This window comes from Scytonema sp. PCC 10023 (assembly GCF_963920835.1).
In the GTDB taxonomy this organism is placed as follows: domain Bacteria; phylum Cyanobacteriota; class Cyanobacteriia; order Cyanobacteriales; family Nostocaceae; genus Kalymmatonema.
The window spans coordinates 1-273 of the sequence record NZ_CAWUDP010000388.1 but is presented as its reverse complement, the minus strand read 5'-3'; the positions used below and the strand labels follow the sequence as shown (position 1 = coordinate 273).

Below are 273 nucleotides of genomic sequence, written 5' to 3'. Positions count from 1 at the left end.
TCCATATGGAAACTCCCTTTGACGCAAGGTTACGCATCTCCATCGCACGGCGCTACCTAAACTGAACGGGCCTCGCTCAAGGCTTCACCGATTCAAGCCTGTAGGTGGTGAGCCGGTCCGCAATGTCAGCTTCAAGGTCGCCGTAGAACAGATTGTATGGTCTGGCTTTTCGTCTGTCGGACCAGCTGCCACCATCGCGGAAAGACTCCAGGTTCGGCCAACTGTGTCGCAGCAATCCGTCGCGGCACTGGGTCTTCACTTCACGCGTCATCA

At 56.4% G+C, this 273-nt stretch carries 1 protein-coding gene; it reads right to left on the bottom strand.

Annotation, left to right across the window (positions count from 1 at the left end; all coding sequences use genetic code 11):
• Window positions 1-76: 76 nt before the first annotated feature.
• The coding region (locus ACM0OZ_RS49315; protein WP_414590231.1) for a hypothetical protein at window positions 77-273 on the bottom strand (197 nt) is incomplete at its 5' end.